Origin of the sequence: Streptomyces sp. NPDC057474 (assembly GCF_042802555.1) — a bacterium.
Lineage (GTDB): Bacteria > Actinomycetota > Actinomycetes > Streptomycetales > Streptomycetaceae > Streptomyces.
In genome coordinates, this window is the sequence record NZ_JBHVDX010000034.1 from 21,114 (window position 1) to 46,451 (window position 25,338).

Annotated in this window: 23 protein-coding genes, 1 other RNA gene and 3 pseudogenes; 8 read left to right on the forward strand and 19 right to left on the reverse strand. The window is 68.9% G+C overall.

Features of this window, described 5'->3' with window-relative positions; genetic code table 11:
• Positions 1-38: 38 nt before the first annotated feature.
• Positions 39-1,541, reverse strand: a complete 1,503-nt coding sequence (locus ACFU53_RS12860; protein WP_383990028.1) for a family 43 glycosylhydrolase — start codon at positions 1,539-1,541, stop codon at positions 39-41.
• A 198-nt stretch (positions 1,542-1,739) separates the two neighbouring features.
• Here ACFU53_RS12860 and ACFU53_RS12865 point away from each other — a divergent pair, with 198 nt between their 5' ends.
• Both ACFU53_RS12865 and ACFU53_RS12870 read left to right on the forward strand, forming a co-directional pair.
• Positions 1,740-2,600 carry an LLM class F420-dependent oxidoreductase gene (locus tag ACFU53_RS12865; protein ID WP_383990031.1) on the forward strand — a complete coding sequence of 287 codons (861 nt, stop codon included), beginning with the start codon at positions 1,740-1,742 and terminating at the stop codon, positions 2,598-2,600.
• 3 nt (positions 2,601-2,603) lie between these two features.
• Positions 2,604-3,041, forward strand: a complete 438-nt coding sequence (locus tag ACFU53_RS12870; RefSeq protein WP_383990034.1) for a VOC family protein — start codon at positions 2,604-2,606, stop codon at positions 3,039-3,041.
• Here ACFU53_RS12870 and ACFU53_RS12875 read toward each other — a convergent pair.
• From ACFU53_RS12875 to ACFU53_RS12895, 5 genes are read right to left on the reverse strand one after another with little or no spacing between them, the layout of a single operon-like run.
• Positions 2,951-3,964, reverse strand: coding sequence for a hypothetical protein (locus ACFU53_RS12875; RefSeq protein ID WP_383990037.1), 1,014 nt, complete (start codon positions 3,962-3,964; stop codon positions 2,951-2,953). The genes ACFU53_RS12870 and ACFU53_RS12875 overlap by 91 nt on opposite strands.
• Before the next feature lie 54 nt (positions 3,965-4,018).
• Entirely contained in the window at positions 4,019-5,143 is a 1,125-nt protein-coding gene (locus tag ACFU53_RS12880; protein WP_383990040.1) for a DUF3696 domain-containing protein, read from the reverse strand.
• A gap of 2 nt (positions 5,144-5,145) precedes the next feature.
• The gene (locus tag ACFU53_RS12885) at positions 5,146-6,402 is read right to left on the reverse strand and encodes a DUF262 domain-containing protein (protein WP_383990043.1); all 1,257 of its coding nucleotides are present in this window, start codon (positions 6,400-6,402) and stop codon (positions 5,146-5,148) included.
• Positions 6,403-6,461: 59 nt separating this feature from the next.
• Positions 6,462-7,655 carry a hypothetical protein gene (locus ACFU53_RS12890; RefSeq protein ID WP_383990046.1) on the reverse strand — a complete coding sequence of 398 codons (1,194 nt, stop codon included), beginning with the start codon at positions 7,653-7,655 and terminating at the stop codon, positions 6,462-6,464.
• A gap of 30 nt (positions 7,656-7,685) precedes the next feature.
• Positions 7,686-8,162 (reverse strand): ATP-binding protein, encoded by a 477-nt coding sequence (locus tag ACFU53_RS12895; RefSeq protein ID WP_383990049.1) that lies wholly within the window; start codon positions 8,160-8,162, stop codon positions 7,686-7,688.
• Between the two features lie 153 nt (positions 8,163-8,315).
• On the opposite strand from ACFU53_RS12895, the gene ACFU53_RS12900 reads away from it, so the two are divergent.
• Together ACFU53_RS12900 and ACFU53_RS12905 are read left to right on the forward strand one after the other, a co-directional pair.
• A complete protein-coding gene (locus ACFU53_RS12900; RefSeq protein ID WP_383990052.1) occupies positions 8,316-9,179 on the forward strand; it encodes a Scr1 family TA system antitoxin-like transcriptional regulator in 864 nt (287 codons plus the stop codon).
• The gene (locus ACFU53_RS12905) at positions 9,179-9,382 is read left to right on the forward strand and encodes a DUF397 domain-containing protein (protein ID WP_383990125.1); all 204 of its coding nucleotides are present in this window, start codon (positions 9,179-9,181) and stop codon (positions 9,380-9,382) included. Before ACFU53_RS12900 ends, ACFU53_RS12905 begins: the two co-directional genes overlap by 1 nt.
• Positions 9,383-9,402: 20 nt before the next feature.
• Here the strand turns inward: ACFU53_RS12905 and ACFU53_RS12910 are convergent.
• The 11 genes and pseudogenes from ACFU53_RS12910 to ACFU53_RS12960 all read right to left on the reverse strand — a co-directional run.
• Positions 9,403-10,200, reverse strand: a pseudogene (locus ACFU53_RS12910) (3'-5' exonuclease); the annotation flags it as partial.
• Positions 10,199-11,083: a hypothetical protein gene (locus ACFU53_RS12915; protein ID WP_383990055.1), complete on the reverse strand. Its 885-nt coding sequence runs from the start codon at positions 11,081-11,083 to the stop codon at positions 10,199-10,201. The pseudogene ACFU53_RS12910 and the gene ACFU53_RS12915, both read right to left, overlap by 2 nt.
• Entirely contained in the window at positions 11,083-11,292 is a 210-nt protein-coding gene (locus ACFU53_RS12920) for a DUF6507 family protein (RefSeq protein WP_383990058.1), read from the reverse strand. Before ACFU53_RS12920 ends, ACFU53_RS12915 begins: the two co-directional genes overlap by 1 nt.
• 13 nt (positions 11,293-11,305) lie before the next feature.
• Positions 11,306-11,380, reverse strand: a pseudogene (locus ACFU53_RS12925) (hypothetical protein); the annotation flags it as partial.
• Positions 11,381-11,972: 592 nt separating this feature from the next.
• Positions 11,973-13,634, reverse strand: coding sequence for a protein kinase (locus ACFU53_RS12930; RefSeq protein WP_383990061.1), 1,662 nt, complete (start codon positions 13,632-13,634; stop codon positions 11,973-11,975).
• Positions 13,635-14,038: 404 nt separating this feature from the next.
• A complete protein-coding gene (locus tag ACFU53_RS12935) occupies positions 14,039-14,584 on the reverse strand; it encodes a hypothetical protein (protein ID WP_383990064.1) in 546 nt (181 codons plus the stop codon).
• Entirely contained in the window at positions 14,581-15,762 is a 1,182-nt protein-coding gene (locus tag ACFU53_RS12940; protein WP_383990067.1) for a helix-turn-helix domain-containing protein, read from the reverse strand. The genes ACFU53_RS12935 and ACFU53_RS12940 overlap by 4 nt, the downstream gene beginning before the upstream one ends.
• A 349-nt stretch (positions 15,763-16,111) precedes the next feature.
• Positions 16,112-16,513, reverse strand: an RNA gene (gene rnpB / locus ACFU53_RS12945) — RNase P RNA component class A.
• A gap of 70 nt (positions 16,514-16,583) precedes the next feature.
• Positions 16,584-17,411 (reverse strand): annotated as a pseudogene (locus tag ACFU53_RS12950) (DMT family transporter); the annotation flags it as partial.
• Between the two features lie 70 nt (positions 17,412-17,481).
• On the reverse strand, positions 17,482-18,309 hold the full coding sequence (locus ACFU53_RS12955) for a helix-turn-helix domain-containing protein (RefSeq protein ID WP_383990070.1): 828 nt from the start codon (positions 18,307-18,309) through the stop codon (positions 17,482-17,484).
• A gap of 123 nt (positions 18,310-18,432) precedes the next feature.
• Positions 18,433-19,011 carry a Uma2 family endonuclease gene (locus ACFU53_RS12960; protein WP_383990073.1) on the reverse strand — a complete coding sequence of 193 codons (579 nt, stop codon included), beginning with the start codon at positions 19,009-19,011 and terminating at the stop codon, positions 18,433-18,435.
• A gap of 166 nt (positions 19,012-19,177) precedes the next feature.
• Between ACFU53_RS12960 and ACFU53_RS12965 the strand changes: the two genes are divergently transcribed.
• The gene (locus ACFU53_RS12965) at positions 19,178-19,969 is read left to right on the forward strand and encodes a MerR family transcriptional regulator (protein ID WP_383990076.1); all 792 of its coding nucleotides are present in this window, start codon (positions 19,178-19,180) and stop codon (positions 19,967-19,969) included.
• Positions 19,966-20,613 carry a hypothetical protein gene (locus ACFU53_RS12970; protein ID WP_383990078.1) on the forward strand — a complete coding sequence of 216 codons (648 nt, stop codon included), beginning with the start codon at positions 19,966-19,968 and terminating at the stop codon, positions 20,611-20,613. Before ACFU53_RS12965 ends, ACFU53_RS12970 begins: the two co-directional genes overlap by 4 nt.
• Here the strand turns inward: ACFU53_RS12970 and ACFU53_RS12975 are convergent.
• Entirely contained in the window at positions 20,555-22,054 is a 1,500-nt protein-coding gene (locus tag ACFU53_RS12975; protein ID WP_383990081.1) for an RNB domain-containing ribonuclease, read from the reverse strand. The two genes, ACFU53_RS12970 and ACFU53_RS12975, sit on opposite strands and share 59 nt — an antisense overlap.
• A gap of 224 nt (positions 22,055-22,278) precedes the next feature.
• On the opposite strand from ACFU53_RS12975, the gene yaaA reads away from it, so the two are divergent.
• Both yaaA and eda read left to right on the forward strand, forming a co-directional pair.
• Entirely contained in the window at positions 22,279-23,085 is an 807-nt protein-coding gene (yaaA, locus tag ACFU53_RS12980; protein WP_383990084.1) for a peroxide stress protein YaaA, read from the forward strand.
• Between the two features lie 77 nt (positions 23,086-23,162).
• Positions 23,163-23,825: a bifunctional 4-hydroxy-2-oxoglutarate aldolase/2-dehydro-3-deoxy-phosphogluconate aldolase gene (eda, locus tag ACFU53_RS12985; RefSeq protein ID WP_383990087.1), complete on the forward strand. Its 663-nt coding sequence runs from the start codon at positions 23,163-23,165 to the stop codon at positions 23,823-23,825.
• On the opposite strand, the gene ACFU53_RS12990 is transcribed toward eda, so the two are convergent.
• Positions 23,811-25,331 carry a bifunctional RNase H/acid phosphatase gene (locus tag ACFU53_RS12990; protein ID WP_383990090.1) on the reverse strand — a complete coding sequence of 507 codons (1,521 nt, stop codon included), beginning with the start codon at positions 25,329-25,331 and terminating at the stop codon, positions 23,811-23,813. The two genes, eda and ACFU53_RS12990, sit on opposite strands and share 15 nt — an antisense overlap.
• Positions 25,332-25,338 lie beyond the last annotated feature (7 nt).

The window sequence follows — 25,338 nt, forward strand, 5'->3', positions numbered from 1 at the left end:
TTCGGGGGTCAGGATGTGGGGGATCAGGATGTGGGGGATCAGGCGGTCGTGGGGACGAGCCGCCACTGCTGGCAGTTGTTGTTGAGCCAGGACCACTGGCGTACGTCGGTGCCGTTGGCGGTGCCACAGTCCGTGACGTCCATGACCTTGCCGGTGGAGGCGTTGACGATCCGCACGTAGTCGCCGCCGAGGTAGACCATGCGGAACTTCTGGCAGTTGTTGTTCAGCCAGGACCACTGCCGGATGTCGGTGCCGTCGGCGCTCGCGCACTCGGCGACGTCGGCGACCTTGCCGGTGGCGACGTTCACGAGGCGGCTGGTGTCGTCGGCCATGTCCTCGACGCGCCACTTCTGGTTGGCCCCGCCGTTGCAGGTCCACTGGAAGATGTTGGCGCCGTCGGCCGTGCTGCCGCCGTTGACGTCCAGGCACTTGCCGCTGTTGCGGTTGACGATCGTGTACGCGGTCGGCGTCGTCGCCGTCTCACCGGAGGGGCCGGCGAGGGTCGTACCGAGGGCGACCGGGGTACCGAAGTTCGGCGTGCCGTCCGCGTTCCACGTGAACTTCTGGGCGCGGGTCGTACGGCCGTTGTCGCAGCCGTCGCTCGCCGCGTCGTTCGCGTGGTAGACGATCCAGTTCTCGGTGCCGTCGGGCGAGGTGAAGAACCCGTTGTGGCCGGGCGCGTACACGCTGTTGGCGTCGCTGCGCTGGAAGACCGGCGTCTGCTTCTTCGTCCAGGAGGAGGCGAGCAGCGGGTCGGAACCGGTCAGCTCCAGCTGCCCGAGCTTGTAGTCGGGCCCCCAGCAGGCGCTGGCGGAGTAGACGAGGAAGGTACGCCCGTTGCGGTACAGCGGCTCGGGCCCCTCGTTCACCTCACCACTCTGCGTCTCCCAGCTGAGCGTCGGGCTGGAGATGACGGTGAAGGTGGAACTGGCGAGCGTGTACGGGTTGCTGAGCGGCGCGATGACGAGGCTCTGCTTGCTGCCGCCGGCCGAACCGCTGCCGACCAGGTACAGCTTGTCGTTGTGCTTGAGCACGCTGGCGTCGATCAGCCAGCCGTTGGGGTTCAGGTTGGAGCCGGTGAGGGTGTTCTTGAAGGTGTACGGCCCCATCGGGTCGGACCCGGCGCTCTCCAGCACATGGGTGCGCTGGTCGTCGCAGCAGGCGGAGGCGCGCGGCCCGGCGGAGTAGTAGAGGTACCACTTGCCGTTGACGAAGTGGATCTCCGGGGCCCACATGTTCCAGTTGCGGCTGCTGGTGCTGTCCGACCACACCTGCACGCTGGGCGCGGTACTCAGCCCGGCCAGCGTGGGCGACTTCCGCATGGTCAGCTCACCGGTGAACGATGTCGTCACCAGGTAGTAGTTGCCGTTGTAGTACTCCAGCCACGGGTCGGCGCCCTTCTGGGACTTGACCGGGTTGGTGAACGGCTTGCCGTCGGCAGCGGCGGCCTGCTGCGTGGGCTGGACGGCGAGGAGCGACGCGAAGAGGGCCAGCAACGCGGCCCCCAACGTCACCCAGTGACGGACTTGAATGCGGAACACGGCAAGTCCCTTCGGGGAGCGGCTCTAGAGGGGAGATCAAGGGGGATCAAGGGGGGAGATTGTTCGAAATTGCGAACGTTGTACGTAACTTCGGCCAGAAGGTAAAGCTGAGGCAGGAGGGACGTCAATGGATGCGACACGATTTTTGTCGACGGCTCGCGCGGAATAGATCGCGAAGGTGTGCGGGTTGGCGTTTGCATGGCCAAAGAGAACAGCGTGGGACGGTACGGCATCTGGAGCAGCGGGTTGCGTACGGAGGACCCGACCCGGAGAGGTGAACTGGCCGATGCCGCAGCCGAGTTGGAGGACCTCGGCTTCGGCGCGATCTGGCTCGGCGGCAGCACGACAGTCGACCACGCCGTCCCTCTCGTCGAGGCGACGGCGCACATCACCGTCGCCACCGGCATCCAGAGCATCTGGCAGCACGAGGCCGCGGACACGGCCGTACGCTTCGCCGACCTGGAAGCCGCCCACCCCGGCCGCTTCCTCCTCGGCCTCGGCGTGAGCCACGCCAAGCTCACGGAGCAGTACCGGCGCCCGTACGCCGCCATGGTCGACTACCTGGACGCCCTGGACGCGGCCGGAGTCCCCGCCGACCGCCGGGTCCTCGCAGCCCTCGGCCCCCGAATGCTCCGCCTCTCCCGCGACCGCTCAGCCGGCTCCCACCCGTACCTGGTGACCCCGGAACACACCGCCGAGGCCCGCGAGACGCTGGGCGAGGGCCCGCTCCTGGCCCCCGAGCTGAAGGTGATCCTGGAGACCGACCCCGACCACGCCCGCACGACCGCCCGCGCCCACCTCACCTTCTACCTGGGGTTGCCGAACTACACGAACACCTTCCTCCGCCTGGGCTTCACCGACTCCGACTTCGCGGACGGGGGCAGCGACCGCCTGATCGACGCGATGTACGCGTGGGGTGACGACGACCGGATCCGCTCGCGGGTGGAGGAATTCCATGCGGCGGGGGCTGATCATGTGGCCCTCCAGATCATCGACGGCCGGCCGAATGACGTACTGCCCCGGAAGGCGTGGCGACGGGTGGCCGAGATGGTCAACTGAGGCATGAACCCCGACAACCGGAATAACAGCAACATTCTGGCCAGAGGAAGCGTGGCTACCCGGCTACCCGCACAGGACCTGGACCGCGCGAGACGCTTCTACGCCGAGAAACTGGGCCTGGAGCCGGTCGACGAACGCCCCGGCGGGCTGCTGTACCGCTGCGGCGGTGGCACGGAGTTCGCCCTGTTCACGTCCACGGGGGCCTCGCCCGGCACCTTCACCCAGATGGGCTGGCAGGTCGACGACGTGGAGGCGGTGGTGACGGAGCTGAGGCAACGCGGGGTGGTCTTCGAGGAGGTCGACGTGCCCGGGTTCCGTACGGAGGGCGGCATCGCCGAGATCGAGGGGAACTACCCGAGCAAGGGGGCGCGGGGCGAGCGCGCGGCGTGGTTCCGGGACAGTGAGGGGAATCTGCTGGGGGTGGGGGAGCCGGTGGTCTGACGGGTCAGAGGTCCGGGCGGATCTTGCTGCCGACGTGGGCGATGCGGATCTTGCCTTCTTCCCCGATCAGCCGGAAGTGGATACGGCCGGCCCCCGGGGTGAAGCGGGGCGTGAAGGTGGAAGGTCTCCTCTTCCCCGTCCAAGTCCACGAACCGGCAGACGCGCTTCCGTGTCTCGCCTTCCGGAGTCACCTTGCTCTGCCATTCCGGTTCGGGCGCCGCGGCCGGATCCCACACCGCGGCCGCGGCGTCCAGCCGTTCCAGGCAGCGCCGTACGGGTACGACCCAGCGCGGGTCCAGGTCGGTCAGCTGGGCTTCGGTGCGGGGCAGGAACTGGAGCTGCGGGTACAGGTCGCCCTTGCGTTCCCAGATCTGGCGGCCGCTGGCCGCCCTGGCCAGGCTCGACTCCCGGATCCAGGACCGATGTTCCTCGACATGCGGCAGGGAGGACATGTGCCGGACTTCGACCGTCTCATGGTCGAAGTCCAAGGAGTCGTCGTCGAGTTCGACGAGTTCACTGCGTTCGAGGCTGACGATCGACGTCTGCCACTCAGGGGCGACCAGAAGGCTGACCGCGATGCCGTCCATGAAGTGCGCGGCACCCAGGCCCAGAACCTTCTCGCCCTCATGTCGGTATTCCAGATGGCCATCGGCATCCGGCGTCGGGTAGACACTGCGGACCGGAGACCTGTTGCGCAGACCCAGGAGGCGCTGCCAGCGGACGTGATTCTTCGGGCTGCCGCCGATCCACTTGCCGACCGGGTAACCCTCGGCGATCTCCAGCGACTTGAGCTCGGTCTCGCTGACCAGAGAGGTCTCGTCCGGATCCTCCTTGGCGACGGCACGCACCGCGTCGACGAAGTCGGCCATGGCTCGCTCGGCGCGGGCCGGGTCGCAGGCGGTTCTCAAGGACTTTTCGTTCAAGAACAGCAGTGGCATTTCTCCCCCATGATGGCCCGTTGGCCAATCGGCCCGTCGTCAGTCCAGCAGCTGGTCGAGCGAGTTCTCCCACTCGTCGAAGAAGCCTTCGGGCCACTGGGCAAGCATGCCGTCCTTGTCGACGCGTGGGGTGATGACTTCGGCACCCGAGCCGTTGCCGCGGAAAAAGTGGATGACCGCGTCTTCGGGCCGCAGGGCCTCTTGTTTCACAGCGATGCGTACACCGTTCAGGACGTGGTCGCTGTGGGTCTCGACGACCATCTGTGCTCCGGCGGCGGCGGCCGCGGAGATCAGGGCGGCCATCCGGCTCTGTCCCTTGGGGTGCAGATGTGCTTCGGGGTTCTCCAGCAGGATCAGGCTCTCGGCGGTCGCCGTGAGACAGGCGACCACGATCGGCAGGGCGTATGTGAGCCCGAACCCGACGTTGGTCGGCCGACGGCGGCGGGTGGCGTTGATACCGGCGGTGCCGCCGAATCCGTAGGAGAGACGGACGAAGTCGGTGCCTTCGACGGCGGAGGCCTGGAGGTTCACGCCGGGGCAGAGTTCCTGCATCCAGGCGACGGTCTGGTCGAGCAGCTGTGGGGAGGGGGCGTCAGCGTGGCGGAGCGGGCCCTCGGGGACCTCGCGCTCGGCGTGGTGGCGGAGGAAGTTGACAGTGTGTTCGCCTCGTACGCCGAGGAATCCGCGGTCGATGGCGATCTGACGGGACCGCGGGAAGGTGACGGCGGGAGTGATGCGGTCCGCGTGGAGATACTGGAAGGGCTGGTCGAGCAACGACGGGTACCCGGGGAAGTCGTAGGCCTCCATCACGTCTTCGTCGGGCTGCTCAAGATCGTAGCGGGCGATGAACCGGCCGGGCTCCTCCGCTTCGACCACGAAGCCCACCACCGGATCGCTGGTGGCGAGGAGGTCGTACGCAGGGCCGAAATCGTCATGCAGAAGGTCTCGCGCCGTGCCCATCTCGACCAGCTCGCCGTTGAGCAGCAGCCCCTCTTCAGGGGATGTCGCTCGATCAGGACCGAACGACTGACGAAGCAGGGGGAGGGCCTGGAGAACACTGCTCTTGCCGGACGAGTTCAGGCCGGTGAGGAGGGTCAGCGGCCCGAGAGGAAGTTCAAGGCGGCGAAATGCCTTGAAGTTGATCAGGGTGAGCCGGGTGATCACTGTCAGGCGTCTCCGTGTTCGAGGAGGTCTTCGAAGAGTTCCTGCACGGCGTCGAACCGCTTCCGAACCTTCTTGGGGTCGCCGGTGGCCACGGAGATGGACCGTTCGAACTCCGTGTCCTCCATGAGGTCCGCGAAGGCATCCAGAGCGTCGAGCTGCCTCAGCCTGTCGTACTGGTCCTGGCCGAGCCCTGCCAGGTTCACCGCGATGGTCTCGAACAGGGCTTTGTTGATAGGTGACTTGCGCTGTTGGCCTGAGCGGTATTTGCGGAAAGCATGGCTACCGAAGATCGTCTGAGCCGCCGTCATGGCGCTGGTGAACTCGTATCGAAGACGCTCCTCGTCCGCAGGCTCGAAGCGGTTGATGCGGTGCATGGCGTCCGCCAGGAATCCGTCGAAGTCACCTGTGCGATATCCATCGGGAGCGGTGAGCCTGAAGGCCAGGAAGCGCAGGGCCATCTCACGGTCGGCCATCCGGTCCCCGACGACACTGTGGCCCGTGGCACTACGGAACTCCTCGGTCCCGGCGAGCTCGGCGAGGTAGGTCCTGGCGCGGCCCGGGATCAGCGCGTGCCGGATCTCCTGCCGGGTGAGGGGCTCTCCGCCGGTGTTGATGCGAGCGAAGATGTTGAACATGACCGGTTCGGGTGTTCCGCGCCGGATGACATGCACGACGACCTCGGTCTCACGCAACCGGATCTGGAGCTTGCCGGAAAGATCCTCAAGACCCGCTCCCGCGAAGTTGCGCAGGTACTCCAGGCCCTTCAGCTTCAGCGGTGGAGCATTGACCGTCTCGGCGTCGAAGAAACGCGCGATCGATGTCAGGCGCTGGATGCCGTCCACAATGGCCCAGCTGCCGTCCTTCTGCTCTGCGGCGTAGAAGGACGGGATGGGGATGCGCAGGAGCAGCGACTCGATCAGGCGGCTCTGCTTCTCGTCCGTCCAGATACCCGCCCGACGCTGAAAGTCGGGGGCGAGGTCGATCATCTCGTTGCGGAGCCGGGAGAGGAGCAGGTCGACCGTGGTCGTACGGGTCTCGATGTCGATGTGCTCAGGGTCGAAAGGCGAGGTGATTTGATCGACGCCCTCGTCAGTGTCCTCACGCTCGACGTCGGTCGGCTGACCGTCGGAAGCGGTCTCCCGGAGAACGAGGTCGTCCATGCCGATGACGCCCTGCTCCCCCGTCACGTCCTGGTAGCGCTCGAACACCGATCGCCTGTCCCGTGCGCGTCCCTGGCTGCTGTCCTCCAGCGCGGCCATGCGTCTCGTCGTCCTCGCCCTCGTGTCGTGCCGGCTCACCCGTCTGTCCTGGTCGTCCATCACCCTACCGACCGTGATCCGGCGGTGACGGGTGAGCGGTCGGCGCAGTTGGGGCAGGGAGCGGGCGGGGCGGGCAGCGGGCGACTCGGCTCCTCGTCACCCGGCTCCGGTGCTCTGGTGTCCGGGGACGAGCCACCGAGGAAAAGCTCCCCGGCTCGGTTCAGGCCTTCTCGGAGCAGCGGAGAGCCCTTGGCGACGATCGCCAGGCCCGCGAACATCAACAGACCCGAGGCGACACCCCCGCCCGGGAAGAGGAACGCCCCGACGAGAAGTCCCACAGCCACTGCCAACCTGCCCGCCCCTGCCAGCAGGCGGCTTCGGAGCGGCTCGTTCGCGGCGCCCGCCTCGTCGGGTTCCCGTGCGTCCGCGAGAAGCCGGGAGTCGACGATCACCAGGCTGTCGCGCTGGGCGCGCGGGCGGCAACTGCGGCGCAGGGCACCGGCGACGAGCCGGGACAGGTCGCGTACAGCTGCCTCACGGTCGGGTCCCTCGCCGAACTTGTCGGGATGTTTGCCGTGGGCGAGGGACCCGACCAGGCGTTCCGTGGTCTCTCGCACCCGTGCCCGGGTGGCGGGGGGCATGGTGCGGGTCCCGTGCCGGGCCTGGGCGCGCAGGGCGTTGCAGAGGCGACCGAACAGATTGCCGTGGATGTCGAGCGCGGAGTCCTGTGCGCGGCGCCCGGCCGGGATGAGCAGCGCCTCCAGAAAGTGGATGGCCTTCACCGTGACGCCCCCGGCCGGGTCGGAGACCGCCGTGGCCCGTTCGTCGGCGGCCATGAGCGTGATCGAGACGACGCCGAAAGCAGTGATCGCGGCGAACATCCAGAAGGGCGTGACCATGGTCCGGGCGAACGACGTCGCCCACCAGAAGGGGAGCACGACGGCCAGGAAGGGAACCGCCTGGAGCAGTACAGAGACGCACCGACCGACGACCGTCCGGTGCCACCGCTCGACGAGTTGGCCCTTGTCCGGCCTGTCGTCCTCCGGTACGCCCCTCCGCTCCAACTCCGCGAGGAGTGCCTCGACTCGCCTCTCACACGCCCCTCGCCCGACACGCCGCACGCCGCGTATCCGGTACACCCCGTTACCCAGCACACGGGAGCGGCTCTGCCACAGCACGGCGATCGACATCGCCTCGAAGAAGGTCCACAAGCCCCAGAAGAACGCAAGGTTCTCGAATTCCGTCCGCGTCATGACGAACAGCGTCGCAGGCGCCACTGACAGTCACGCCAGGACGACTTCGCACCAGACCGTCTTGGTGTACGGGTCGCCGCAGGTCGTTCCCCAGTGGGTGGACAGGGCTTCGACAAGGACGAGGCCTCGCCCGGAGTCCAGATCGGGGGGCGGCGGGGGGAGCGTGCCGGGGGTGGGTGGGCGACGGTCGGGGCGGGCGTCCGTCACCTCGATACGGAGGGCTGGATCTGCCGGGTAGAGGGTGAGGCGCAGGCGGAAGTCCCGGCCCCGTACACGGCCGTGCAGCACCGCGTTCGTGGCGAGTTCGGCCACGAGCAGCGCGGAGGTGTCGTTCGCCTCGGTGCCGTACGGCCAGCCCCAGCGGTGGAGTTGCTCCGCTGTGAGGTGGCGGGCGAGACGGGCGCCTCTGGAGGTGGCCGAGAGGCGGATCGTGAAGTGGCGGGTGGGGGTGGTGGGTTGGTTGGGATCGGGGTGGGTCGCCGTGGGGTGGCCAATATCGACGTTCATGTCACTCAGCGTGGTCGGCTGTATCTACTCTGACCAGTAACGACGACGGTACGCAGCGTCGCTGTCCGGGCGTTGTCCGGCTCTGTCCGGGCGGGTTGCGTTACGCGGTGCGTCGGCGGGAGTTGGGTACGGACGGCACGTGGAGGTGCGGGCATGGGCGTGACGGGGCTGGGGCCGCAGAGCGGTGACGGCATGGAGTCGTACGGGGCTGACGACGAGGAGTCGGCGGCGGTGTTGCGGACGGTCGGCAGAATCGTCAAGACGTGCCGCGAGCGGCAGGGGCTCACCCAGGCCGAGTTGGGCACGGCCATCGGCTACAGCGAGGAGCAGGTGTCCTCGGTGGAGCGGGGGCGGCGGGCGGCGAGCCCGACGTTTCTGGAGGCGGCCGACCGTGAGCTGGACGCGGGTGGGTTGCTCGTAGGGCTCAAGACGGATGTGGAGCAGGCTCGGTATCCGAAGAAGGTGCGGGATCTGGCGAAGTTGGAGGCGGAGGCCGCCGAGCTGTGCGCCTACGCCAACTCCGTCATCCATGGCCTGCTGCAGACGCCGGAGTACGCGAGGGCGTTGTACGAGATGCGGCGTCCGCCCTTCGCCGAGGAGGAGGTTGAGCGGCTTGTCGCCGCGCGCTTGGCACGGCAGGAGGTCTTCGACCGGCTACCCCACCCCGTCTTCAGTTTCGTCCAGGAAGAGGTGACGCTACGCCGTCCGGTCGGGGGCAGAATGGTGATGCGCAAGCAGCTCGAACATCTGTTGGAGGTCGGTCGGCGGCGGAACGTGGAGATCCAGGTGATGCCCACGGACCGCGAGGATCACGCCGGACTTTCCGGGTCACTTCAACTGCTACGGCTCAACGAGGGGGACACCGTGGGGCATAACGAGGTCCAGCTCACCAGTCGGCTGATCTCGCATCCCAAGGAAGTCCAGATCCATGAGATCCGCTATGGAATCATCCGGGCCCAAGCCCTCGCGCCCCGTGAGTCGCTGGCCTTCATCGAGAAACTGCTGGGAGAGACATGATGACCAACCCCTCGACGGGGAAGGGTTCCCCGCTGGAGTGGTTCAAGAGCAGCTACAGCACGAATGACGGCCCGGAGTGCGTTGAAGTCGCCTTCGCCCCCGACGCCATCCACATACGGGACTCAAAGCACCTGCAAGGCCCCCAACTCGCCTTCACCCCCCACCAATGGACCGCCTTCGTCTCGTACGCCGCCGATCACTGACGTACGACCGGTTGACGCCCCTACCCGGGCAGGTAGGGGCTCGCCTTGCCGTACCAGCTGATGCGCAGCGTGTCGCGGGCGCGGGTGGCCGCGACGAACAGCAGTGACCGGGCCTTGAGTTCCTCGCGGGCGAGGCGCCGGGGGTCCGTGGCGCGGTAACGCTGGACGACGGTGGCGCGGGGGATGACGCCGTCGCGGGCACCGACGATGGCGAGCCTCTGGTATTCGAGGCCCTTGAAGCGGTGCATGGTGCCGACGTGGATGTCACCGTCTCCCTTGACGCCCTCCTTGGTGAGTTCGGCGACGGTGAGTTCGGCCTCGGTCGCCAGGTAGTACATGACCTGGTTGACGGCTTCGCGGTCGGCGACGCAGACCGCGATGGTGCCGCGGGGGTCGCGGGTCTTGCCGTCGGCTCCGCCGGTGGCGAGTTCCTGGCGCCAGCCCCGGAGCGCGGTGGCGAGCTGGGCGAGTTCGTCGTCCCATGAGTCGCAGCGGACGAGTTCGGGGGCGGGGCCGCGCAGAACCGAGCGGTATCCGTCGAGGGTGTCGGTGCCGTCGTCGAGGTCGTCGAAGGTGATCTGGTCGCTCTTGGGGTTCACGACCTCCATGGCCCGGGTCAGGATCTCGCGTGTGGTGCGGTAGCTGAGGGTGAGGCGGGCCGCGCGACCGCGGATGTTGACGCCGACGGTTCCCAGGGTGACCTGCTGGTCGTAGATGCGCTGGTGGGTGTCGCCGGCGATGAACATGTCGTCGTCACCCGGCGCGACCATGGCGCGCAGCATCTTCCAGTGGGCGGGGCGGAGGTCCTGCGCCTCGTCAGGCGACGAAGCCCTTGACGGTCTGCTTGTAGGTGGTGCGGGAATCACGCAGCCAGGAGGGGAGCTTGTCGTCGGGCACCAGCCACCACGTACCGAGGGTGGCGCTGGTCAGGAAGGAGGCGGTGCCGAGCTTGGCCAGGCCCGTCCATGCCTCGCCCGCCGCATCCGAGCCGTCCGCGCCGAACAGGGTGCCCACGCCGTGGACAGTGCCCATCACACCGTCGGTCCAGAAGCCGTCCCATACCTGCCCGGACGTGTGCGTGAACCAGTCCCAGCCCTCGTACTCCTGCTCGACCGCCGAACCCCACGGGGTCTCCCCTGCGTGATCGAGATCCTCGGCGCGATAGCCGTACATGTTCTCGCCGTGCGAGCCGTCATCGACCGTGAGCGTGGTACCGCCGACCAGAGCGGTGATCTTGTTGTGGCAGGCGAGTTCGGCGGCCTGGAAGGCGGCGACCGTGTGGTTGACGTCGTGCCACAGGCCGTTGTTGGTGTCGACCTTGTCCTTGCCCTTGCGCCAGTCGTCGTCCCCCGCAACCGAGTCCACGAACGTCCGCGCGTCTGTCTTCAGCGTCGCCAACTTCTCCACCAGCGGCCTGACTTCGACGCCGTACTCGTCCAGCGCCCCAGCGACCTTCTCCAGATCGTCCGCGAACGCGTCCGCCTTCGCCTGCACCGGCTGCGTCGACGAGAACAGGTCATGGGCCTCCGGGGCACGGTAGAAGGCCGACAAGCCCTGGAAGGCGGTGTGCAGATCAGCACCCGAGGCCCGGAACTGGCCCGCGTTCGCGTAAAGCAGCATCACGTCGACGCCCAGCGTGGGCAGGTCCCCGAGGAACTGCGGTATCCCGGACGGGTCGATCAGATTCGCCTCGTCGGCCATCACTGGCCCTCTGTCGGCGAATCGACCCCGGGCAGCTCGACCTTCGGCTCCTTGGCCGCCTCACGCTGCGCGTTGGCCGCCAGAGTCAAGTCACCCTCGATGTAGTGCCCGGTGGCCTCCGCCGCCCCGCTCAACGACTTGGACGTGCGCTCGGCGATATAGAGCCAGGTCGTGGCTCCACTGCTGCATAAACTCGCCCAGGGCCGCACCCACCACCCCGACCGTGCTCGTGTAGGGCCCGTACTGGCTGGTGATCATCCCCGCCGTCGAGGCGGCCTCTTCCAGGTTCCCCTGCATCGCCGAACCTGCCTCCGACAGGTTCTTCGCATGCGTACCGACGTCTCCAGAACACCGCGCACGCCGACCGGGTCGATGTCCCACCCCGTCACACCGCTCCCCTGTTCCCCGTACGTACGGCGCGTCCCGCGGGATCTGGGAGGATCTGCCGCCACCCGCTACCCGCTACCCGCCATCCACCGCTCGCCACTTCGACGATTCGTACATTTTATCGACTATCGAACATGATCTCGCGCGGGCTTCGCAGGCGCAACGGCTCACCACGACAAGGGAGCTGAATCCAGTCACCGTCGGCGGTAGCGACTGATGACGCACGGGATTCGTCCAGGAGGGCCCCGCCATTCTCCGCCTGCCGCGGCAAGCCGCCGAGAGTCTGGAGAAGACCTCCGGGCAGGTCAGGGAGGCTTGTGAGGCAAAGCCGAGGGCAGTAGCGGTAGACGAGTCGGGCTGTCCGCCAGGGAGAATCACCACGGCGCTGCCACCTGCATAAACATGCAGGATGACCAGCTCGATGGCTACTTGGTGGCTACTTATTTCTCCACCCTGCTCCCCGCCGGGGTGGCTCAGCCTCTGTGATGCGCTCAGCGATGCGTCATTGCTCTTGGATGTCGGCCGCGACGATGGCGCCATCGCGAACGGTGTACGTACCGGCGAAGAACCGATGCGTTCCGTCCGTCTGCAACGCGTCGAGCCGCACGGTCACGGTGTCCCCGGAGACTGACTCGATGGTGACCGTATCGGAGACGGTGTCGGAGAAGCCCTTGACGAAGGAATCGTAGGACCCGCCCAGGTTCTTCCCCCCGAGGTCCCATGCGCGCGCGTAGTCCCCGGCGTTGATGGCAGCGAAGTAGTCCTCGACGACCTGTCGGGCAGGCGCGGCGACGGTGGTGGTCGGAGGGGCTGATGTCGATGCGGGGCTGGACTGTGCCGGCGCCGGGGTCTCTTCGGCCTTGCTGGGAGGACTTTGTGCAGCCGTCCGGGTGACAGTGGACTGCGAGGTGACCGTACTCTGCGAGGTCACCGTGCTCGGCGAGGTGACCGTGCTCGGCGAGGTAGCGGGTGCGGACTGCGGGGTGTCTCCGGAGTCGATGGTCATCACGACGGCTGCGGCGCCGCCACCCACCAGTGCCACCGCCAGCGCCGCCCCGGCGATCAGCAGCGACTTGCGCCGCTTGGGCCGGCCGTCGCCCGCGTCGCCCGGATGGGCGTGGTGGTCGGCGGGCGCTCGTACGGTCGGTGGGATGGCCGCCCGATTCTCGTCGTATGCCGCCAGGCCGAGTTCGACGCCATTGTCTCTCCTGTGTGACGGCACCGGCGTGGGCGGTGTCGTCCGGGTCGGTTCCCGGGTGAAGCGCTCCTTGTCGGCGCTGTCCGTCGGCGGCGCCACCTGCGTGGGCGGATGCTCCGCTACCTCGGGCGCGGGTGCGCTCACCGGCAGCCCGGCGGCCACATCGCCCAGCATCCGCTGGGCCTGCTCAGCCGTCGCGCGCTCGTTCGGGTCCTTACGAAGCAGTGCTTCTATGACGGGGGCGAGCGGGCCCGCGTGTCGGGGTTCCGGAAGCTCCTCCGCCACCACCGCCTGCAAGGTGCTCATCGTCGTGGCGCGGCGGAACGGTGACTGGCCCTCCACCGCGGCGTACAGCGTCACGCCGAGCGACCACAGATCGGACTCCGGGCCCGGACGGTGGCCCGTGGCACGCTCCGGGGCGAGGTAGTCCGGCGAGCCGATGACGTCGCCGGTGCGGGTCAGGCCACTGGAGCCCCCCATGACGGCGATGCCGAAATCGGTGAGCACCACCCGACCGCCGCGCTCAAGCAGCACGTTGGCGGGTTTGACGTCCCGGTGGAGAACCCCCAGCTGATGAGCCCGGTCCAGCGCCGGCAGCAACTGCGCTCCGAGCCGGGCCGCGTCTCGTGGCAGCAGTGTCCCCTCCGTAGCAATGACGTCGGCGAGTGACTGGCCGTCGATCAGCTCCATCACGATCCACGGTCGGCCGTCCTCTTCCAGCACGTCGAATACGGTGACGATCCCCGGGTGCTTCACCCGCGCCGCGGCCCGTGCCTCCTGCTCCATGCGGGCGTGCAACACCGTAAGCTCTTCGCGCGGCAAGCCGCTGACCGTCAGCTCTTTCACCGCCACCTCACGGCTGAGCAACTGGTCCTGAGCCCGCCACACGGTGCCCATCCCGCCGCGACCGAGCTGCTCGACGAGGAGATACCGGCCGGCCAGCAGCCGTTCTTCGGCGCCACTCACGGTGCTCCCGAGTCGTGATCGGGAAGGCGTGGGCACCATGCGGAAGGTGTGCGCATCTTCATAGCTCCTCACTTCCGCCGTCATGCGGCCGAGGATCCCGCCTCTTTCCATGCTGTGCCGACTGCTCGGCGTTGTCGCGCCGAACCGCGTGGCGACACCGCCTCAGACCGGGTAGCCCCTGACAGGACGCCTGAGAAAAGCTCAGCCGCCACTTCAACGACCAGTGGCACGTGCTGCTGACGTTGCACACGAACGAGTGCCATCCCCAGGTTCAAGGGCGAGACGACGGGATCCCGTTGAGGTCGGCCGGATCTGATCGCGCGAAACTCCGGCGCCCGAAGCACTGTGCTCGCCTGCGCCAGGAGTCCGAGGCGAGAGCCAGCAAGTGCACCCGCAGGGCGGCCTCAGCGCAACAGGTCATCCGGCCTGTGCGGAACACCTCGCAGGTGACGTCCGGCCTGTTCCATTCCCAGGAGGAGGCGGTGGCCGTCGTCGGCCATGACAAGGCCGCCCACGACGGCCTCACGCATGATGTCGACGGTGTTCTTGACGCAGATGCCCTTGCGACGCGCATAGTGGCCCGCTTCACCGTCGTCAGTGATCCACACAGAGTTTTCGAACCCGCTGCGATGCTCGATGACAACCAGTGTCTCCGCCTCACCCAGGTGCTGCAGGGGCCGGGACGGGGACCCCGCGAACACGACGCGGCGAATACGGTCCACCAGGGCGGCTTCGGCCGGGGCGTCGATCTCGATGGGCTCGCCGAGCCATCCGTCGGCGAACACTTGGCTCAACGTCGGCCAGTACCGTTTCGACTGCTCGGCCTCAGCCGCGACAGCCTGCGTCCAACGACCGCGGCCGTCAAGAACCTTCTCCAAAAGGCTCAGACGGTCGACGGCGGAGAAATTGCACAACACTGTGTTGTCGGGAAACCAGCAGTGGCGCGTCATGGCTGGAAGACCATGTCCCCTTCGCCCAAGTCGGTGGTGGAGGTCGCGCCCTCTGGTGGTACCGGTTCGGGTTCGAGCAACTCACGCATCCTGTCCACGTCCACGCCTGTGTACGCGGCCAGCGGACGGAGGGTGGTCTCGCCGTCAAGGTATGCCTCGTACAGCAACTGCGCGGGGCGGAAGGGCAGTCGTCTGGCCAGCGCCCACGTCTTGCTGGCCTCGAAGAGGTCGCTCTGTCCGGTGAGCCAGTGGCAGGTCTGGGTCGTGAGGCCGCGCAGTCTGTTCGCCGTCTCCGGTGCGATGACACCCAACTGCACAAGCCGTGCCGCGAGAGCGCTGGGTGACACCCGGAAGTGCACCACCAGTGTGATGAGCTGCTCGTCCGTGAGGTCGTCTTCCCGCACCGCGGAGCTGATCTCGCTCCGGGGCATCAGAAGGTTGGCGGCGAACACGTTGGCGCGCACTTCCGTCAGGTCCTTCTGGTGTCCCGGGGACAGATGAGTCTCCGTCAGCAGATCCTGCGCGTCCCTGGCCAGAATGTGTCCGAGTTCGTGGGCCAGGGTGAAGCGTTGACGCGTCGGCACGTCGGTTCGGGCGATCATGACGAGTCGGAATCCGTTCGCCTGCCAGGCAGCCCCATCGATTCCTTCTGGCAGACCGATCTTCGCCACGTCGACGCCGAAAGTGTGCTCCATGGCCTGGAGCAGATCGGCAGTGTCCAGGCCACCGACCGTGGACGAACCTGCGGCAGCGAGTCGGGCGAGTGCGTCCTCCGCGAGAGCCAAGCCCTGATCGACGTAGCGCTTGAGGTCCGAGCGGACCGAGGGCAGCTCCGGCAGTTCTGGCGAAAGGCCCAAGAGGTCGATCACCTCGTGTGCCGTGGTGAACCTTTCGACGAGGTCCTTGAGTCTTCCTCGGCCACGCTCATCGACGGCCGACGTGCTGGCGCGGGCGGCGAAGGCGGGGCGCAACGGTTCCCTGCCGGTCAGCAACCAGTCGACAGTGGTGTTGCCGAACTCGGCGATACGGGCGAGATCCAGAGACGTGAACCTGCGGACGCCGCCGAGGGACTTCGACAACTTGTCGGGGGTCAGCCCGATGGTCTCGGCGAACGACGCTTGGCTGACCGAAGCCACCCCCATGACGTTGCGTACACGATCGGTCACAGTCTCAGCCATGGGTTCACCATATGAGCAAGATGCGAAAATCGCAACACGGGGATGGGTGTCGCCTGCGCTACTCGGTCAATCGGTCGTCGTGCCAGGAGTTCCACCCGACCGCAGCGGAGCGGCAGACGTCCGGGCGACCAGTACTGGTTTCGACAGGGGCCACCCGCACCAGCCCAGGCCACATCGCCGCCAATCGCCGGCCCACAATTCGCGGCTACCCTCGTGGCTACTTTCATGGCTAGGTACATGGCCATGCGGTCCGGTTTGAACCGGTGTGGACCGGGTTCGAGCGAAGCTCTTCAACCTACAGGAAAATGACCCCTGACCTGCTGTTTCACTGGTCAGGGGCTCTTGGCGGCAGACGAGTCGGGCTGTACGCCGGGTTCTGTCGCCCGGCTGCCTCGCGGCGGCCGGGGAGACGGCCATCCATCTAGGGCCGGCGTTGCCGCCGGCCTCGTGCGGTCTACCCGCGGACTCGGGCGGGCTGCCCTCGAACGTCCGCGCAGGGACACCGGGGTGTCCCCTCTTGACCTTGCTCCGGGTGGGGTTTACCTAGCTGCCCAGGTCGCCCTGGGCACTGGTGGTCTCTTACACCACCGTTTCACCCTTACCGAGGACCGAGGTCCCCGGCGGTTTGTTTTCTGTGGCACTGTCCCGCGGGTCACCCCGGGTGGCCGTTAGCCATCACCCTGCCCTGTGGAGCCCGGACGTTCCTCGGGGAGGTCCGTGAGGACCTTCACGCGGCCGTCCGCCCGGCTCGTCTGCCGTGTGGACCATGTTACCGGGCGAGAGGGAGGGGTCGGTGCCGCCGATGCCGTCGCCAGGAACGAGCCCACCAGGATCAGGGCGAAGGACGCCAGGATTCCGGGGGTGAGGTGCTCGTCCAGGAAAAGCGCGCCTGCCGCTACCGCCACCGCCGGGTTGGCGTACGTGAAGACGGTCGCCCTCGTGGGGCCGACCTCTCGGACCAGTTCCAGGAAGGCCACGAAGGCCAGGGCCGTGCAGATCACGCCCAGGGCTGCGAGGGACACCAGGGCGGCGGTCGAGGGCATCTCGGCTGGGCGGGTGAGGGCTGCCGCGGGGGCGTAGACGAGGGCCGACAGGAGCAGGACCGGGGCTATCAGCTGGAGGGTGGGGACCTGCTTGAGGTGACGGGCCATGATCAAGGGGGCCGTGGCGTAGCCGATCACCGTGATCAGGACCTCGGTGAGGGAGAGGACGTTGCCGCCGGTGAGGTGCGGGATGGTCAGGACCGCTACGCCTCCCAGGCCCAGGGCCAGGCCGGTGATGCGGCGGGCTCCCAGCCGTTCCGTGTCGCCGAAGAAGCGGGCCAGGAGCACGCTCAGGATCGGTACGCCCGCGATCAGGAGGCCGGCCGTGGAGCTGGAGAGGTGGCGTTCGGCGTCGGTCAAGGTCCACCAGGGGCCGATGACCTCGATCACGGCGAAGGCGAGCATCGGCCGCCAGTGGTTTTTCACCACGCGGGTCAGTCCCCCCTGGCGGATCGCGAAGGGGAGCAGCAGGGCCGCGCCCAGGACGCAGCGTACGAAGACGACCATGGACGGGGAGACCTCGTCCACCGCCACTTTGATCATCAGATAAGGAATACCCCAGAGGACTCCCAACAGGGAGAAGAGGAACCAGCCGCGTGCGGTCATGGGGTGAGTTTCGGCCGGGTCAGGGGCGCACGTCTTGAACGCTGTTGCGCGCGCACGGCACTCGGTACGTCTACGGCCGCACGCTCGTCCGATACGCCGCCGGCGTCACCCCCAGTACCCGCCTGAACCAGCGCGTCATGTGGGCCTGGTCCGCGAAGCCCACCTGGACGGCCACCTCCGCCGGGCGGGCGCCCGCCTCCAGCAGCCCCCGGGCCCGGCTCACCCGGTGCTGGGCCAGCCAGGCGTACGGGGGCATGCCCATGGTCGTGCGGAAGGCGCGCAGGAGTTGGTAGCGGGAGAGGCCCAGGTCGGTGGCGAGGTCGGCGAGGGAGGGTGGGGCGGCGAGTTCGTCGGCGAGGCGGTCGCGTACGGCGAGGGCGATCGTGCCGGCGCCGGGGACCGTGTCGGCGGTGGGGCGGGACGTCGAGTGGCGGCGGGCCAGGGCCGTGAGCAGCCAGGGGAGGCGGGACTCGGCTTCCAGGGGGTCGGGGCAGGTACTCAGTTCCGCGTGGGCGGTGCGCAGGGCGGCGGCGAGTTCGGGGTCGTGGAGGAGGGGGTCGCGGAAGTGCGGGGTGCCGCCGAGGATGCCGTCGGAGAGGAGGGCGGGGGCCGGGTAGAGGGCGCGGTAGGCGTAGGTGCCGTAGGCCGACTCGCCGGTGTGGACCTCGCCTGGGGCCAGGACGACGATCGTGCCCTGCCCCACCCGGAGAGCGTCGCCCCGGTAGTCGATGCACGAGGCGCCGAGGACGCAGATGCCCACGCTGAATTCCTCGTGCGTGTGCGGGGCGTAGCGGTGGTGGTCGAAGCGGGCGGTGAGGAGGTCGAGGGGGCGGTCGGGGCGGCCTAGGATCGCCCGGGTCCACCGGGTCTGGTCACGTCCGCGGCCCACCTCACGCACCCCTTTCGATGGCTGTAAGGGTGCAACATCTGGGGGTCCCGCTTCCATACCGGGGTCAGGACCGCCACCGCACTGCTACGACGGCGGCCTGGTTCGCCGTGCTTTGGGGCCGCGCCCGGGGGGCTAGAGGAAGTCCGCCGTGTCCAGTTCGAAGCCGAAGGGCTCAGGGATGGACAAGCCCTCCCCGAAAAGGACCCTGCAATTCTGCTGGTGATCGTCTTCCTCTGGCTCGCTGAACAGCGTCACCGAGGACTTGTCCCGGTCGATGAGGAGGTACAGGGGGATGCCGCTGCGGGCGTAGGAGCGGCGTTTGGCCTCGCGGTCAGTGGCTGGCTTGGTCGAGGTCACCTCCAGAACCATGGCCACGCCGTCGCAGGGCATCCAGGAATCAGCGTTCCGGAAGAGGCGCAGCTCTCTCGGTACGAAGGTGGCATCGGGGATGACATGGTCCTTCAGGATGTCGAGTGGGCTCCTCAGCTTCAGGCCCTTGTTGCCGGAGAACTGCATGTCGGTTCGGGACCGCTTGATCACCTGCTCCACGATCAGGCTGATGTAGTCCTCGTGATCCCCGTCCGGCGGCGGCGTCACAACGATCTCCCCCTCGACAAGCTCTGCCCGGAAACCCTCCGGGGTGTCCAGGGCGAGAAAGCCCTCCAGCAGGACCTCTTCCTGCGTGAGCGGCTCGTGGGCCATGGCAGTCATGTCACGCCCCTCCTTCTTCGGTCGCTCGCCAGACTGGGACATCGGCTGATCACCTGGCCGTGAGATCGGGAACCGTTCCCTCGATCGTGGCACATGATCTCGGTCACCGTCAGTCGCCGGGCCCGTCGCTTGACCCTGCCGCAGCGTCAACGTTTCTACTGGTCGCATGCGGATCGGAGAACTCGCCGCGGCCGTCGGGGTCACCCCGCGGGCCGTGCGGCACTACCACCATCTCGGGCTGCTGCCGGAGCCGGAGCGGCGGCCGAACGGATACCGGGACTACACATTGCGGCACGCGGTCGTGCTGGCGCGGATCCGGCGGCTGACGGAGCTGGGGCTGGGCCTTGCCGAGGTGCGGGACGTGCTCGCGGACGACGCCGGGCGTGAACTCGTCGAGGTGCTCGGGGAGTTGGACGAGGATCTGGCCCGGCAGGAGACCTCGATCCGGGAGCGGCGGGCCCGGTTGCATGTCCTGATGGAGGACGCGCGGTGCGGGCGGCTTCCGGACGAGGGGCCCGTGTCCCCAGAACTCGCCGCGCTCTTCGGGAAGTTCGGGCCTGTGCCGCAGTCCCCGATGGCCGCCAAGGACCGGGAGGTGTTCGCCCTCCTGGAGACGACTGCGGCACCCGAGGTGCGGGCGGAGATGCTGGCCGGGCTGGAGAGCATGATGGCGGCCCCCGGTGCGGTGGAGCGGGCTCACGAGGCGTACGCGCTGCTCGACGCGCTCGCCGACGCCGACCTCGACGACCCCCGCGTGACGGAGGCGGCCGACCTGTTGGCCGACCTCATCCCGCCGGAGATGGTCCCGTCCGACACCGATATCGACGGCGGCGGCAGCAGCGGCAGCGGCAGCGGCGGCAACGGCAGCTTTCTGCGGGCCTTCTACGCCGACTTCGCCCCGGCCCAGGCGGAGGCCATCCGCCGCACGCTCCGGAAACTGAGGGAGGACCGCCGATGAGCCATGTGGGGAACACCTACCGGATCGCCCGCACCCTCGTACGTCATGAACTCCTGCTGCTGGCAAGCCTGTTGCGCTGGGTGGCCCGTCGGCCGCACGGGACCGGGGCCGGGGCGGGGCGGGTGTACGGGTACACGCGGGGGCAGGGGGCCATGATGTTCGGCTTCGGGTTCGTGTGCGTCATCGAGACCGTGACCATGTCCGTCCTGCTGCGCGACTTCCCGCTGGTGCATCAGGCCGTTCTCGTCCTCGACCTCTACACGATCCTCGTCGTCGCCGGGCTCCACGCGGCCTCCGTCACCCGCCCGCACGTCCTCACCGACACGACCCTGCGGCTGCGCCGCTTCGCCACCGTGGATCTGTGCGTGCCGATCGCCGCTGTCGCTTCGGTCCGCCGTGAGCTGCGGACGACGCACGAGAAGCGGGACGGCGAGCTCGACATGCCGGTCGGCTCGCAGACCACGATCACCCTCGAACTGGCCGAGCCTGTCGCGTACTCGACCTTGTTCGGCCGTCGCAGGGTGGTACGGCTGGTGCGCTTCCACGCGGACGAGTCCCATCAACTCGTAGGAGTCATCAGGGAGTTCACGCGGGATCGGCAGGAACGAACCGGACCTTCGCCGCTCCCGGCTCGGCCTGCGTGAGCCGTACCTGTAGACGCTCCCCCAGCGGCAGCCGACCGCCAGAGGTCCCCACTACTCGGCCGATGACTGCCGGGGACTCCAACTGCACTGTTCCCACGGTGGGTTGATCCTCCTCCACGTCCACCACGCACCCCTCGAACACCTCCCCCACCCGGTCCTTGAGCAGCGCCGCCTCGACGATGTCCACGCATTCGCGCTCCACGCGTCCGGCCCGCCGGGTGCCCTCGGTCATCTCGTCGGGGAGGGTGTCGAAGGCCGCCAGGATCCAGTCGGGGGTCGGGGTGTCGGCTGCCGCCGCGAGGCAGATCTCCGAGGCGTAGCGGTCCACGAGGCGGCGGAGTGGGGCCGTGCAGTGGGCGTAGGGGGCGGCGACGGCGGAGTGGGTGGTGATGTCGGGGAGGTCGCCGTCGCGGAAGGGCGTGTAGTGCGCGCCGCGCAGCAGGGTCGTGCACTCCAGGAGGAAGGCGGCGTGGCGGGGTTCGTGGGGGTCGAGGGAGCGGACGAGTTGTGCGTACGAGACGTGGTGCGGCCAGTCGATGCGCAGGGCCTTGGCCGTACGGCGGAGGCGGCCGACCGCGCCGTCCGGGGCGGCGGGAAGTGTGCGCAGTACGCCGGTGCCATGGGCCAGCATCAGGTCGGCCGCGGCCATGCCGGTGAGGAGGGAGATCTGGGCGTTCCAGCCGTCGGCGGGGAGTGGGGCGCGGTAGGTCAACTCGTAGGTGTCGGCGTCGGTTTCGCCGTCGGCGTGCTCGATGATGTCCTGCTCGATGATCTCCTGCTCGGGGATGTTGAGGGAGATGCCGCCGCGTTCGACTTCGAGGCGCTCGCGCAGCTCTCCGATCACCTTCAGCAGGGCGAGTGGTTCCTCGGCGGTGCCCGCGTCGATCTCCTGCTGTACGCCGGCGTAGTTCAGTTTGGCGCGGCTGCGTACCAGGGCCCGGCGGACGTCGACGGTCTCGGTGCGGCCGTCCGCGTCGAGGTCCAGCGTCCACAGGACCGCCGGGCAGGTGTGGCCCGGGAGGAGGCTGGCGGCGCCCTCGGAGAGGCAGGCGGGGTGGAGGGGGACCTTGCCGTCGGGGAAGTAGAGGGTCGTCACCCGGCGGTGGGCCTCGGCGTCGACCGCGCCGCCGGGGGTGACGAAGGCGGCGACGTCGGCGATGGCGTACCGGACGCGGTAGCCGCGGTGGCCTCCGTTGCCCGGCCGTCGGGAGAGGTGCATCGCCTGGTCTAGGTCGGTCGAGGTGGGCGGGTCGATGGTGAAGAGGGGGATGTCCGTGGCGTCGTACGACGGGAGGCGCGGCGACTTCGCGGCGTGCTCCGCCTCGACGAGGACCTGGAGGGGGAAGGCGTCGGGCACATCGAGTTCCCCGCGCAGCGCGCGCAGGGCCGCCCTTAGGGGAGCCTCGGCGGCGCCCTTGACGCGGAGATGGCGGCGGGGCATGGGTCGAGCGTAGGACGGGGCGGGCGGGGCGGCATCCCGACGGTGACCGTCGGCCGGTCCGGCGGACGGGGCGGGACGGCGGCCCACGACGGCAGCCGAGCGGCCTGGCGACGGGCGGCCTGAGGACGGGCGGGGCGGCACCCCGGCGGGCACTGCCGGAGCCCTCCTCCCCACCCCGTACGCTGTCGCGGAGCCCCGAGACCCCCCGAGAACAAGGAGTACCCGTGCTCGTCCTGCTTCCCCCGTCCGAAGGCAAGGCCCCCTCTGCGGGTGGCGCTCCGTTGAAGCTGGAGGGGCTTTCGCTGCCGGCGCTCACGGGGGCGCGGGAGGCGGTGATCGGTGAGCTGGTGGAGTTGTGCGCCGGTGACGAGGACAAGGCGCGTGAGGTGCTGGGGCTGAGTGAGGGGCTGCGCGGCGAGGTCGCCAAGAACGCGGAGCTGCTGACGGCGGGGGCGCGGCCGGCCGGGCAGGTCTACACGGGGGTGCTGTACGACTCCCTCGACCTGGCCACCCTGGAGACCGCCGCGAAGCAGCGGGCGGCGCGTTCGCTGCTGGTCTTCTCTGGGCTGTGGGGCGCGGTCCGGGTGACGGACCGTATCCCTTCCTACCGTTGCTCGATGGGCGTGAAGCTGCCCGGGGTCGGCGCGCTCGGCACGCACTGGCGTACGCCGATGGCGTCGGCGCTCCCCGAGGCCGCCGGCGACGGACTCGTCCTCGACCTGCGGTCCTCGGCGTACACGGCCGCGTGGAAGCCGAAGGGCGAGGTGGCCGGGCGGACGGCGACCGTACGGGTGCTGCACGCGCCCACCCGGAAGGTCGTCAGCCACTTCAACAAGGCGACAAAGGGCCGCATCGTACGGAGTCTGCTGTCGGCCGGGATCGCGCCCAAGGGCCCGGCGGAGCTGGTGGAGGCGCTGCGGGACCTCGGATACGTGGTGGAGGTGGAGCCACCGACCGGGGCCGGGGCTGGGGCCGGGGCTGGGGCTGGGAAGGCGTGGACGCTGGATGTGCTGGTGACCGAGGTCCACTGAACCTCCCCCCACTCAGGCGTATTGCAGCATGCGCAACGCGCGTTGTGCATGCTGCGCCGCCCGGGCAGGATGACGGCATGCCTCCATCGCTGCCCCCGTCGTCGCGCGTGTCCGTCCTCGACCTGGCGCCCGTGCTGCCGGTGGCCGTCGTCGACGACCCCGTCGACGCGGTGCCGCTCGCGCGGGCGCTGGTCGCGGGCGGGCTGCCGGCGATCGAGGTGACCCTGCGGACGCCGGCCGCGCTCGACGCCGTACGGGCGATCGCGGCGGAGGTTCCGGCGGCGGTGGTCGGGGTGGGTACGGTCATCACCCCCGCGCAGGTGACGGAGTCCGTCGCGGCGGGCGGCCGTTTCCTGGTCAGCCCGGGCTGGACGGACGTACTGCTGGAGGCGATGCGGGCGTCCGGGGTGCCGTTCCTGCCGGGGGTGTCGACCACGTCGGAGGTCGTGGCGCTGTTGGAGCGCGGGGTGCGGGAGATGAAGTTCTTCCCGGCGGAGGCGGCGGGCGGTACGGCGTATCTGAGGTCACTCGCCGGACCGCTGCCACAGGCGCGCTTCTGCCCGACCGGCGGGGTCGGCCCGGTCAACGCGCCGGAGTATCTGGCCCTCCCCAACGTCGGTTGCGTGGGCGGCACTTGGATGTTGCCGGCCGATGCCGTGGCCGCGCGCGACTGGGGACGGATCGAGAGGCTGGCCCGGGAGGCGGCGGGCCTCCGCGACCACCCTTCAGCGCAGGTGTGACGTGTCGTTGAGGAGGCGGAGGGTGGCGTTGCCGTCCGCGTAGTACGCCAGGGCCGACAGGGATGCCGCCGAGAGTTCCATGCGGAACAGGGACTCCGGGGGTGCGCCGAGGGCCAGGCGTACGAGGGTCTTGATCGGCGTGACGTGGGTGACGAGCAGGACGGTACGGCCCCGGTGCGCCGCGACCAGTTCGTCCCGGGTGGCCGCGACGCGGTGGGCCACGGCCTCGAAGCTCTCGCCGCCGCCGGTCGGTTCGGCGTCCGGGGAGGCCAGCCAGGCGTTCATGTCGTCCGGGTACCGCTCCCGCACCTCACCGAAGCTCAGCCCCTCCCACGCGCCGAAGTCCGTCTCCCGCAGCCCGCCCTCGACCGTCACCCCGAGCCCGAGCCGGGCCGCCACGATCCCCGCCGTCTCCCGACAACGGGCCAACGGCGACGACACGACCTCCTGGATCGTCCCCCGAGCCGCCAACGCGACGGCGACCCGCTCCGCCTGATACCGGCCGACGTCGGAGAGGGAAGGGTCCGAACCGCCGCTCCCCGAGAACCGCTTCTGAGGGGTGAGGGGGGTCTCGCCGTGGCGCAGCAGGACGAAGGTGGCGGGAGTGCCGAGATCGGGGGTGGCGGCGGAGGCGATGTTCTGGGCGGCACGGAGGTCGGCGGCGGCTTTGGCCCGGGTTTCGGTGGTACGGCTGCGGCCGCCAGGCGTCACCGCGCGGCCGGCTGAGGAAACGGCAGAAACCGAAGCCGATGCCGATGCCGATGCCGATGCCGCGTCAGCGTCAGCGTCAGCGTCAGCGTCAGCCGAAGAAGCGGGGCGAGGAGAAGAGGCGCGGGCAGATGGTGCGGCCGCGGCATCAGGACCGCTCACCGGTTCCGACGGATTCGCTCCGGCACGGTCCCCGGACTGGCCCCGAGGCTCCGCCAAGGGGTTCCCCGTCTCGCCCCGAGCCCCGGCCAAGGCCGCCCTCGCCTTCGCCGCGCCCGCCGTCGCGTCCCCCGGCGGCCCCGCCGGCTCGGGCGCGGCGGTGGCGGCGGCTCGGGCCCCACGCGTGTCCAGGTCAGCCGTGGAAGCGGCGGCCGACCACTGCTCGCCCCGCTTCCCCGCGTCCATCGCTTCGTTGGCGAGGCGGTCGGCGTGCTTGTTCTGCTCTCGCGGCATCCACTCGTACGTCACACGACCGGGCGGGAAGATGCGCGCGGCCTCGGCGGCCAGGGGCTTCATGTCGGAGTGTTTGATCTTCCAGCGGCCCGACAGCTGCTCGACGACGAGCTTGGAGTCCATGCGGACCCGGACGGAGGCCTCCGGGTCCAGCTCGTACGCCGCCTTCAGGCCCGCGATGAGGCCGCGGTACTCGGCGACGTTGTTCGTGGCGACCCCGATGTACTCGGCGGCCTCCACCAACGTCTCGCCCGTCACCGCGTCGAGGACGACGGAGCCATAACCAGCGGGCCCCGGGTTGCCCCGGGAACCGCCGTCGGCCTCGACGATGAACTCCCGTACCACGTAACCC

Bases quoted from the DNA above. Each gene is read 5' to 3' on its own strand.
- ACFU53_RS12975 (WP_383990081.1), bottom strand. From the start codon at position 22,054: ATGCCCCGCCGCCATCTCCGCGTCAAGGGCGCCGCCGAGGCTCCCCTA.
- ACFU53_RS12895 (WP_383990049.1), bottom strand. From the start codon at position 8,162: ATGAACGTCGATATTGGCCACCCCACGGCGACCCACCCCGATCCCAAC.
- ACFU53_RS12905 (WP_383990125.1), top strand. From the start codon at position 9,179: ATGACCAACCCCTCGACGGGGAAGGGTTCCCCGCTGGAGTGGTTCAAG.
- ACFU53_RS12885 (WP_383990043.1), bottom strand. From the start codon at position 6,402: ATGGCCGCGCTGGAGGACAGCAGCCAGGGACGCGCACGGGACAGGCGA.
- ACFU53_RS12935 (WP_383990064.1), bottom strand. From the start codon at position 14,584: ATGACGCGCCACTGCTGGTTTCCCGACAACACAGTGTTGTGCAATTTC.
- ACFU53_RS12900 (WP_383990052.1), top strand. From the start codon at position 8,316: ATGGGCGTGACGGGGCTGGGGCCGCAGAGCGGTGACGGCATGGAGTCG.
- ACFU53_RS12865 (WP_383990031.1), top strand. From the start codon at position 1,740: ATGGCCAAAGAGAACAGCGTGGGACGGTACGGCATCTGGAGCAGCGGG.
- ACFU53_RS12965 (WP_383990076.1), top strand. From the start codon at position 19,178: ATGCGGATCGGAGAACTCGCCGCGGCCGTCGGGGTCACCCCGCGGGCC.
- ACFU53_RS12960 (WP_383990073.1), bottom strand. From the start codon at position 19,011: ATGACTGCCATGGCCCACGAGCCGCTCACGCAGGAAGAGGTCCTGCTG.
- ACFU53_RS12890 (WP_383990046.1), bottom strand. From the start codon at position 7,655: ATGACGCGGACGGAATTCGAGAACCTTGCGTTCTTCTGGGGCTTGTGG.
- ACFU53_RS12870 (WP_383990034.1), top strand. From the start codon at position 2,604: ATGAACCCCGACAACCGGAATAACAGCAACATTCTGGCCAGAGGAAGC.
- ACFU53_RS12970 (WP_383990078.1), top strand. From the start codon at position 19,966: ATGAGCCATGTGGGGAACACCTACCGGATCGCCCGCACCCTCGTACGT.
- ACFU53_RS12940 (WP_383990067.1), bottom strand. From the start codon at position 15,762: ATGGCTGAGACTGTGACCGATCGTGTACGCAACGTCATGGGGGTGGCT.
- eda (WP_383990087.1), top strand. From the start codon at position 23,163: ATGCCTCCATCGCTGCCCCCGTCGTCGCGCGTGTCCGTCCTCGACCTG.
- ACFU53_RS12915 (WP_383990055.1), bottom strand. From the start codon at position 11,083: ATGGCCGACGAGGCGAATCTGATCGACCCGTCCGGGATACCGCAGTTC.